Genomic DNA, 9,379 nt, shown 5'->3' on the forward strand with positions numbered 1-9,379 from the left:
TGGCAGGAAATAACAGAGAAGTTGGAGTGGGCAATGGTGTATTTATCCAAAAACGGCAAAAAGAGTAGGCAGAGAAAATCCAAGCAAAACAACACGTTAGACGGTATTATTAATTCGCTTGCCGCTTAAGGTTCTGTACATGATCCGCTGATAGCTGACTGTGAGTCATACGAATTCCGCTTAAATCGGCATCAGCAGGGCAGCTAGGCAGTCGCCCACCTCTAGCCAATTTCCTATTGCCATAACGGTCAACAGAGCCAGTGGCCTGATGGCCCATCAAATATGCAATACGTTGGCGGTCCATTCCGGAACCTTTGAGCTCAGAGCCGAGCTGGTGACGCCAGCTATAAAATGTGGGTAGAGCCCTACGCCTAGGCCATAGTTTTTTACCAGCAGCCCGCAGCCTGTCCTGCATCACACCAATGTCTACTCGTTGCGCCTGCATGACACAATATCTGAGCAGGCCAGAATCGATGCCATCCAACAGTAAAGTGCGGTCTGCCCCCCGTTGTCCGCTATGGCTTTTTTTAGCGCCCGTCACAATAAGCCGATTTCCATCCACTCTCAGACCTGAAAGCTCTGCGGGTCTAATACCTGCGTTTTTAAAAATGAGGATGGCAGAAACCATACTAATGTCACCACGCTGGTTAAAATATGATTTCAGAGCATCCTCATCTGCCTGATTGATCGCCCTCGCGCGGGGCTGTCTGGATTTTTTTGATAAATTACTACCATGTGCAGTCACAGGGTTTTTCGCCCTCCGAATACGCTCGGCAGCATCAACATAGCCCAGCATATTCTGGTGATATGCCAGAGCACATCGCAGTCTCCGCCAATACCCTGGTCGGTAATCTGGTGCACAGGCTAGCAATTCATTAGAAATATTTTTTGCCGTGAGTGGTATCGCCCTATTTTCAAGGCGTTGGTAAAAAAATTCAGCCAGCTTCGTATACTCAAACTCAGTCTTTTTGGTAGTCATATATCTCCTAGGGCTCTTTTCGGCCCCTATTTAAAATCTATTATCTTAACGCAACAGTTATGAGCGCCAGCCATATAGGATAACACCTCACGTAACGTTTATCGTAAAATGATAGTGAACGGTATCACTACAATAATTGAATTATTGCATACAGTATTATATCGTGGATTTGTTGTTAGTTAAATAAAACCACTTGACCTATAAGAATATATTGTTTTTGTCTACTCCCCATCGCTGGCTCAATTTATGTATAGCTGCCATCCGCCTATCATCCATATGTAATGTAGATGAGCTATTAACGGAAATATCGTGTATTCTCGAATCACTATCGTCTATAGACGCAGTGTCTGAACCATAACACTGATGAGACTCGTCGGATTTAGCTATCGTAGCTGGTTCCAGTTTCGTAAAACCATTAAAACAGCGGTCCAGCACAGTATCCTCAACGGCATCATAATCAGGTGCATCCTCTACAATCCATTTCCCGTAGTGCCTATATATCATGGCGGTACTGGTTAGCCCCATTTTACGGGCAATCCGCTCTACAGAGACGCCCGCAGTGAGCATCTGACTCGCATAGGTGTGGCGGAATTGGCTAGGCCCTCGATAGCGTACAGCTACTCGTTCACAATAGGGCCTAAAAAATGCCTCCCGAAAATCGTCAACAGAGACATAGGGCCGATCTTCTTCCTGCGAATACGCCAATAAGGTTCTATACATCTGTAAAGATTTTTTATTGTCCGCTTGTAATACAGTAATTAACTGAGGTTGTCTTTGATGGGCATACTCAACCAGTGTTTTGGCTGCGCTCAGAGTCCAGCCACACAGTTCAATGACCCGTTTTGACTCCCTGGTTTTTGGGATTTTAAATTCCTTATCCACCAGCGCTAAATCGATAAACAGCTGCTGCTTATTCAGATCAATTGACTCGACAGTAAGAGCCATGAGTTCGCTAATTCGCAGCCCAGTACCGATTCCCAGGGTGATTAATGCCACCTCAATCGGGTAATGCTCCTCGCAACTCCTCAGAGCCTGGATCTCATGCTGTAAAAATGGATCGGGATCGTTGGAAGATGTTTTACACGTTTTTATATTTTGTATCGGACTCATGGCAATCAGCCTATCGTCCACAGCCCGAGTGAATATCTGCCGCAAGATTGAGAGATAGTGATTTACAGTTTTGTTACTATATTCCTGATGCAACCTAGCCAAAAAGAGGCCCATGTCGGTTGCGGTCACATCAGAGATAATCTGCCTACCAATCCATTTATTCAGCTGTTCAGATTTGCGACGAAAAGCCTTAAATGTAGCTGGCGCATATGCCGGCTTCATAATAAGAACATTATTTTTTAGTGCCACTTCAATCGTCATTGCCATCCTGTTTTTTCTATACGCCATTAACTCCACCCTCATGTCATTTGCGGTGAGACTAACCGCATCAAAACGACATGTCAACATGCAAAATCACATTTTTTCAGGCTTGTCAATATCCATTTTTACTAATATTTCAGTGGAATTTAAGACAGGTTATTAGATATTCCTAATGTGCGTCATTCATCACCAGAAAAAACAATATAAATAGTCCAGATGAAATTATTTATATTATTTAATAATCTTATTCTGGACGGTGAGGGAGAACAAATTTAAGCGCATCAGAAAAATCTAATTGTTCTACTACAGCCTGCAAACGCTGCACTGTGGATTTTTTTCCATAATGGCGATAGGTAAAACCAATTTTGCTATGCCCTGCCAGGTCTGCCACCGCATGTTCGGGTGTATCACGCTGTTGCAGCTCATCAATAACGGTGTGACGGAACCCATAGGCGGTAGGTCGTTGCCCCGCCACAAATCCCAGTTTCCCCAGGTAGCGGGAGAAGCGGCACTCGAAATTTTTGGTCCATTCGCCAAACTCCCCTGTAGCCGTACAACTGAATAGCTGCACATGGCCCTGCCTACGTCGTAATTCGACATAATGCAGGAATCCCAGCGCAATCAACCTGCTATGGATGGGTACGAGTCGCCTGCTGTTGCCGTTTTTGATCGACTGCGCCTCTCCCTCGTCGGTAATGTTGAGGCAAGCGATATTGTCCTGGGTCATCACATCACTGACACGTAGCTGACAGATCTCCGCAGGCCGTGCGCCAGTGTGTAGTAGTACCAGGGGTATCCAATAGTCATCGACGTTGCTGTAAGCGTGCTGGGTGAAGTTTACCGAGCTGAACAATGCCCTGAGCTGGGTGGGCTCCCAGCGCTGTCGTGGGGTAGGCTGCGCACATTTTATTTTGACCTGATCAAATGGATTTTTGGCCGTATATTCCATCTGCACAGCAAAATTCAGCATCTGGGTACAGGCCGCCTTGTATTCACGCACAGTCTTCAGTCCCTTACTGGTCGCCAGCTCCTGAACAAACTGATCTACATGCCTGAATTTCAAAGCCTGTACGAAGAAGCCACCACCCACAGCGTTGATAAGTGCTGTTGTACGAGTCTGGAGCTGCTGGAGCGAACGTGATGAGATTTTTTCATTCGATTTGCGCTCCAGAAACTCAGCCTGCAACTGGCCCATTGCCTTGGGCACTGTAACCGGATCAAGGTGCTGCATCGGCTCAAGAGACGGCTGTAACTGCGATGCCCTCATTGGAGAGTCGCAGCAGGATGCTGCTGACACGTCATCGGGCTGACTATAAGGAAGTGGGGACGACTGAATAAGCCCGTTAGCAGAGGAAAGCAGTTGTTGGCGTAAGCGAGCCAGATCCGGCGCGATAAGGTCTCGAAAACGGGTCGTCGGCTGATGGCTGTCAGTCCTCAAGAGAGCGGGTAATCTGCCCATCATTATCTTGATGCCATGTGCTGCAACCAGATTGCGTAGCGTGGCTTCACTGCGATCCTTGGTGAGCAGGGAGACTCGGATCTCTAGGGGGCAGCCTAACAGGCGGAGGGATTGGGGAAACGGAATGCGGGTGTAGTAGTTTCCGTTTCGGTTTTTCAGCAGGTAGCTCGGCATGATCGTGACACCTCATAGTGACACTGGCCTTTTCGCTCCTCCAGAAACGAAAAAACCCCATGAAATTCATGGGGTTGATTCACAATCAATTTGGCGGTGAGGGAGGGATTCGAACCCTCGATACGTTGCCGTATACACACTTTCCAGGCGTGCTCCTTCAGCCACTCGGACACCTCACCAAATTTTTACTGCTTGAAGTGGCTTTCGGAGCGCGCTGTGCGTGCATCTTGCCGACTTCGTCGGTGGGCAGCCTCTCGGATACCGCACCAAATTTTTGTCTGTGGTTTAACGTGTTCAGCCAACACGGTGTCCGCTGCGCCGTTGCGCTGGAACGGGGCGTAATTTAGGGGAAAGCCCCGCCGCCGTCAACGGCTTTTTAGCCGCAGCGAACCGTTCGCACATTAAACGCACAGTTCAGGTGCTGAGGTCAGTGAACGGATTCCGGTGCGACCTGGATTTCCGGCAGATTGAGGAAGCCAAGGCGTTCACATTCGGAAACCACTTCATGGGTGGCTGCCGTGGTGCTTTCAACGAACAGCAGGAACTGCTCGACGGTGAGACCCGCCTTGGTAAAGACGGTGTGACCCACAACGAGGCGTGGCAGGTTGTCATCGATGATGTCGAGGAACACCTTGAGGGACGGATATTGCATGTTGAGACGACCCAGTTCGGCCACCAGGGGCAGCAGCGATGAGGGGCGCACTTCCAGCTCGGATGAGAACAGCAGCCCTTCCTCTTCCACGAAGATCCGGCTCTCCTGGATGCCCTCGACGGACTGCAGGGAGACCATGTGGATGCCATGACACTGATCGCACACATAGTGCTCGATCCGGGCCTGTTGCAACCAACGCATTATCATTTCAGAGCTGGGGATATTCATCATTTTCACGACACGGTAGAGATCAAGGGGCGCAGTCTAAACCAATTTTCAGACAACCAAAAGCACACAGGCCGGATCCCCGTCGTCTCGCTTCTTTTTGACAGGCCCTGTGCCTATACTCAGCCATTCTCGTAGCGCACTCGCCTCCAAAGAGCCCGATGACCATCCAAGAAAAGTATCGCCTGCACCTCAAATCCCTCTCGGATGAACTGCTCGCCCTGCAAAAACCCATCCGCATCCTGGATGCCATCAAATGGCCCCGTCACCTGCAAAGCGACTTTCTGGCAAGTGGCGGCAAGGCACTGCCCGCCATCGACAGGCACTTCTATGAATCCCTCCCTCTGGAGTTCGATCCCCGCAACAAGTACCTTGAGCTCAAGGAGCTGAGGGACAGGATCCGCCGACGCCTCGGCCCCCAGGACGATCTCGGCCGGATCCTGCAAGAGACGGTGGATCAGTACATGGTGGTCATCGAGATGCTGCGCCAGCGCGGACAGCCGGACTTTCAGCGCTACAGTCAGCGGCTCTACGGCTCGGCAAGCGATCACCTGCGCGGGGATCGCAAGACCCTGAAGGAGCTGGGGGCCAGATTGTGCGACATCTTCTCCCTGCCCGGCGCCCGCCACCTGGTGCGCCCCTACCCCAAGGAGTTCGAGGGGGAAGCCGCGGTGGCGAGGTTGCAAGGCAAGCTATCGAGCTACTTCAGCGACGGCACAGTCCAGGTCAAGCTCAGCGATGGCATCGTCTCCGATGCCGCCGCCGGGGGGGATTACATCAAGCTCAACTCCCACGCCCGTTTCTCGGAACTCGATCTGCAGGTGCTGGAGGTACACGAAGGCTGGGTTCACGTCGGCACCACCCTCAACGGCCGCCAGCAATCTTACGCCACCTGGCTCGGCGCCGGCTCGCCCCGCATCACCGCCTGTCAGGAGGGATTGGCAGTACTCATCGAGACCCTCACGTTCAGCTCCTTCCCGGACAGGGCCAAGCGCATCTCGGATCGGGTCATGGCCATCGACATGGCGGAGCGTGGCGCCGATTTCATTGAGGTGTTCCGCCACTTCGTGGCCAAGGGCGCCAGCGAGCACGACGCCTACAAGATCACCCAGCGGGTGTTTCGCGGAGGCATGGTCGAGGGGGGCGCCTGCTTTACCAAGGATCTCTCCTATGTGAAGGGCTATGTGGAGACAGTGAACTTCATTCGCAGCGCCGTGCTGGAGGGAGTGCCGGAGATCCTGCCCATGCTGTTCGTCGGCAAGGTGACCCTGGACGACATCCCCGTGCTCTATCAGCACTATCTGGAGGGGCTCATCGACGCCCCCCGCTACCTCCCTCCCATGTTTCGCGACCTCACCGGGCTCTACGTCTGGTTCGGCTTCGCCTCCGGCATGTCCCTGGTGGACATAGGCCGGGTACAGCAGCATTTTCGCCAGCTCTTCCACCGCCTGCCGGCGGCAGACCCCATCATCGCCCCTGTCGACATCGAGATCGACTGACACCCACAGACAAAGAGGGCGCCAGATGGGCGCCCTCTTTGGTGTCCAGGCTGCACGAGCCAGCCACGGGTTACTTGAAGGCCCGTCCTTCCAGATAGTGCTTGCGGCAGAGCGACACATAGCGATCGTTGCCGCCGATCTCCACCTGCTCACCGTCGCGCATCACCTGCCCCGCCTCGTTGACCCGCGAGTTCATGTGGGCCTTGTTGCCGCACCAGCAGATGCTTTTGAGCTCCTCGAACTTGTCCGCCAGACAGAGCAGGTGGTAGGAGCCGGGGAACAGTTCGCCGCGAAAATCGGTCTTGAGACCATAGGCAATCACCGGAATGTCCTGCTCGTCGACGATGCGGGCGAGCTGGTAGACCTGCTCACGGGTCAGGAACTGCGCCTCGTCAACGATGAAGACATCGATGTGCCGCTTTGCGTGACGCGCCTTGACCATCTCGAAGAGATCGCAGCTGTCGCTGAACACCTCCACTTTCAGCTCAAGGCCGACCCTGGCACTGATGACGCCGGCACCGAAGCGATCGTCGATGGCGGGCGTCATGGCCAGCGGATACATGCCACGCTCCAGATAGTTGAAGTGGGCCTGGATGAGCTGGGTCGATTTGCCTGAGTTCATGGTGGCAAATTTGTAGTGCAGTGAAGCCATGATGGGGTTCCGAAACGGGAGTGATGGGGCGCATGCTAACCAAAGCCCCTGCCAAAACCAAGGGGCCCGCAGGCCCCTTGTTCTCTTATGCGACTGCCACGGCGCTATACGCCCGGGCTTTGCGCAAATGGTAACCGGAGAAGATCAGGAACCAGAGCCCGCTCACGGTGAAACCGGCCAGCGCGGAGTGCATCAGCCCCATCACCAGGTAGCCGAGCGCAGCGCCAAAGGCGATGGCCAGGGCATAGGGCAGTTGGGTCATCACGTGATCGATGTGATGGCAACCGGCCCCGGTGGCAGACAGGATGCTGGTGCTGGAGATGGGGGAGCTGTGATCCCCGAACACGGACCCTGCCAGTACGGCGGCCAGCATGGGCAGCATCAGACTGATGTCGCTGGCGGCCGCCATGTCGCCGGCGAGCGGCAGCATGATGCCGAAGGTGCCCCAGCTGGTGCCGGTGGCAAACGCCATGGCGCAGGAGAGCACGAAGACCACGGCGGGCAGCACTTCCACCGGCAGATTGCCATTGGCCAGGGAGGCCAGGTATTTGCCGGTTTCCACATCGCGCACCACGGCGCCGATGGTCCAGGCGAACAGCAGGATGTTGATGGCGGGCAGCATGGCCATGATCCCCTGCGGAGCCGCCTTCATCCAGTTGCTTGCCCCGAGCTTGAGGCGCATGGCCAGACCGATGGAGACCACCAGGCTGCACAGGGCACCATAGACCAGGGAGGAGCCGACATTGGTGTTTTCGAAGGAGCCGAGCACGCTGAACGGCAGCCCCTTGTCGGCCAGCACCGCAGCCCCGGAGTCAATCATGAAATAGACGGTGGTCAGGGTCAGGGTCAGGATGGGCAGCACCATGTCAATCATGCCGCCATTGCTCTCTTCCGGACTCTCCATGTCGAGCCCGATGGGGCGCCCCTTGGACTCGTCCCACAGCTTGCCCTCCAGTGCCCACTGCTCATGCTGACGCATGGGGCCGATGTCGAGCTGGAAGGCGATCACCACCAGCACCATGATCAGGGTGAACACCGCATAGAGGTTCATGGGGATCATTTCGACGAAGGCGGAGATGGGGCTCTGGTCGGTCAGACCATGAGCCGCCATGATGCCGCCGACGAGGGCGATGATGTAGGCCCCCCAGGAGGAGATCGGCATCAGCACACAGACCGGCGCGGCGGTGGAGTCCAGCAGATAAGCCAGCTTGGCGCGGGAGATCTGGAAGCGATCGGTCACCGGACGGCAGATGGCCCCCACCGACAGGCTGTGGAAGAAGTCGTCGATGAAGAAGGCGAACACCATCAGACCGGTCAGGGACTTGGCACCCTTGCGGGTCTTGGCGCGGCGCTCCGCCCACTCGGCAAACGCCCGGGTCGCACCGGAGACGCTCATCAGGCTGATGAGGCCGCCCAGCAGCAACATGAAGAGGATCATGTTGACGTTGTCACGATTGAGCGCACCGTCGACCCAGAAGATCCTGAGCACGGTATCGAGCATGTAATGCAGGGATGCAAGGGGAGAAAACTGGTTGAGCAGCAGGCTGCCTGCGACTATGCCCACCCCCAGCGACACCAGGACGCGGCGAGTGATGATCGCCAGCGCAACGGCCAGCAGGGGGGGAACGACGGACCAACCGGAGTCGGCGTAATGAACGATGTCCATGATCTCTTTGCACCTAAAGACAACAGGTGGAGATCTACCGAGAGGATCAAAGAAACAAAACCCATGGGGAGGGTATACTCCTCAGCCCCTTCAGGTAGCGCTCCATAGTGGATGACTATGGCAGTCCTGCACCTATTAGATGCAGAACCAGCAACCCGGTATGATGGCCTGGTCACTTCGGCGCCGACTCCTTTCATCGAGCATCGCAGGCATCACCCTCCGCTCGGTTACTCATAGGCAGCGCGCCTCTACTTAAAGGTATTCGCGGCACATTTTATCGAGCCGCCGGGTGATAGCAAGTTTTTTGATTAAATTTCAAGGTTTCTGAGGCACCCACATCTTCAAAGATAGTCAAATGGTTCATCAAAGACTCCGCTGGCGATATTTTCATCTGACACGAGCCCATTCGAAGATCTTGGCCCGTCAAACGGATAAAAATATCCTTCATATCTATTTCAAGACTTAATTTATCAGCCTAATTAATTATTTTGGCAGGCTTGACTTGGTGCCAATCACCCCTATAAATTATCGAAAAACCAGTTCTTCCCTTAATATTTCCTGATTACCCATGACCCTCAGCCAGCTTCAAGAGCCGATATGGCATCGGAGGGCTTGCCACGACTGCATGCCCCAATTCAACCAACATGCTCTTGAGGTCAAAACGATGATTAAACCGGAAGCAGTATTCCGCAAGATGCCTTG

Annotated in this window: 7 protein-coding genes, 1 tRNA gene, 1 pseudogene and 1 riboswitch; of the genes and pseudogenes, 1 reads left to right on the top strand and 8 read right to left on the bottom strand. The window is 53.9% G+C overall.

The window, feature by feature from the left end; all coding sequences use genetic code 11:
* Positions 1-109: 109 nt before the first annotated feature.
* From J9892_RS17840 to J9892_RS17860, 5 genes are all read right to left on the bottom strand, one after another.
* Positions 110-979: a site-specific integrase gene (locus J9892_RS17840; protein WP_246876704.1), complete on the bottom strand. Its 870-nt coding sequence runs from the start codon at positions 977-979 to the stop codon at positions 110-112.
* Between the two features lie 198 nt (positions 980-1,177).
* Positions 1,178-2,350, bottom strand: a complete 1,173-nt coding sequence (locus J9892_RS17845; RefSeq protein WP_199763661.1) for a tyrosine-type recombinase/integrase — start codon at positions 2,348-2,350, stop codon at positions 1,178-1,180.
* Between the two features lie 244 nt (positions 2,351-2,594).
* Positions 2,595-3,983 carry a site-specific integrase gene (locus tag J9892_RS17850; RefSeq protein ID WP_102948322.1) on the bottom strand — a complete coding sequence of 463 codons (1,389 nt, stop codon included), beginning with the start codon at positions 3,981-3,983 and terminating at the stop codon, positions 2,595-2,597.
* A 91-nt stretch (positions 3,984-4,074) separates the two neighbouring features.
* Positions 4,075-4,162: transfer RNA gene (locus tag J9892_RS17855), tRNA-Ser, on the bottom strand.
* 248 nt (positions 4,163-4,410) lie between these two features.
* Positions 4,411-4,866 carry a YbjN domain-containing protein gene (locus J9892_RS17860; protein WP_160839247.1) on the bottom strand — a complete coding sequence of 152 codons (456 nt, stop codon included), beginning with the start codon at positions 4,864-4,866 and terminating at the stop codon, positions 4,411-4,413.
* Between the two features lie 155 nt (positions 4,867-5,021).
* Between J9892_RS17860 and J9892_RS17865 the strand changes: the two genes are divergently transcribed.
* Positions 5,022-6,359, top strand: coding sequence for a flavohemoglobin expression-modulating QEGLA motif protein (locus J9892_RS17865; protein ID WP_109113207.1), 1,338 nt, complete (start codon positions 5,022-5,024; stop codon positions 6,357-6,359).
* A 70-nt stretch (positions 6,360-6,429) separates the two neighbouring features.
* On the opposite strand, the gene J9892_RS17870 is transcribed toward J9892_RS17865, so the two are convergent.
* The 3 genes and pseudogenes from J9892_RS17870 to J9892_RS17880 all read right to left on the bottom strand — a co-directional run.
* Positions 6,430-7,011 (bottom strand): thymidine kinase, encoded by a 582-nt coding sequence (locus J9892_RS17870; RefSeq protein WP_010674989.1) that lies wholly within the window; start codon positions 7,009-7,011, stop codon positions 6,430-6,432.
* Between the two features lie 85 nt (positions 7,012-7,096).
* Positions 7,097-8,677, bottom strand: a complete 1,581-nt coding sequence (locus J9892_RS17875) for a Na+/H+ antiporter NhaC family protein (RefSeq protein WP_042016617.1) — start codon at positions 8,675-8,677, stop codon at positions 7,097-7,099.
* A gap of 87 nt (positions 8,678-8,764) precedes the next feature.
* A riboswitch (Lysine riboswitch) is annotated at positions 8,765-8,936 on the bottom strand.
* A 303-nt stretch (positions 8,937-9,239) separates the two neighbouring features.
* Positions 9,240-9,379, bottom strand: a pseudogene (locus tag J9892_RS17880) (IS1595 family transposase); the annotation flags it as partial.

The organism is Aeromonas sp. Prich7-2, assembly GCF_017939255.1.
In the GTDB taxonomy this organism is placed as follows: domain Bacteria; phylum Pseudomonadota; class Gammaproteobacteria; order Enterobacterales; family Aeromonadaceae; genus Aeromonas; species Aeromonas caviae.

Excerpts from the sequence above, each read along its gene's own strand:
- J9892_RS17840 (WP_246876704.1), bottom strand. The coding sequence starts at position 979 with ATGACTACCAAAAAGACTGAGTTTGAGTATACGAAGCTGGCTGAATTT.
- J9892_RS17845 (WP_199763661.1), bottom strand. The coding sequence starts at position 2,350 with ATGACGATTGAAGTGGCACTAAAAAATAATGTTCTTATTATGAAGCCG.
- J9892_RS17850 (WP_102948322.1), bottom strand. The coding sequence starts at position 3,983 with ATGCCGAGCTACCTGCTGAAAAACCGAAACGGAAACTACTACACCCGC.
- J9892_RS17860 (WP_160839247.1), bottom strand. The coding sequence starts at position 4,866 with ATGATGAATATCCCCAGCTCTGAAATGATAATGCGTTGGTTGCAACAG.
- J9892_RS17865 (WP_109113207.1), top strand. The coding sequence starts at position 5,022 with ATGACCATCCAAGAAAAGTATCGCCTGCACCTCAAATCCCTCTCGGAT.
- J9892_RS17870 (WP_010674989.1), bottom strand. The coding sequence starts at position 7,011 with ATGGCTTCACTGCACTACAAATTTGCCACCATGAACTCAGGCAAATCG.
- J9892_RS17875 (WP_042016617.1), bottom strand. The coding sequence starts at position 8,677 with ATGGACATCGTTCATTACGCCGACTCCGGTTGGTCCGTCGTTCCCCCC.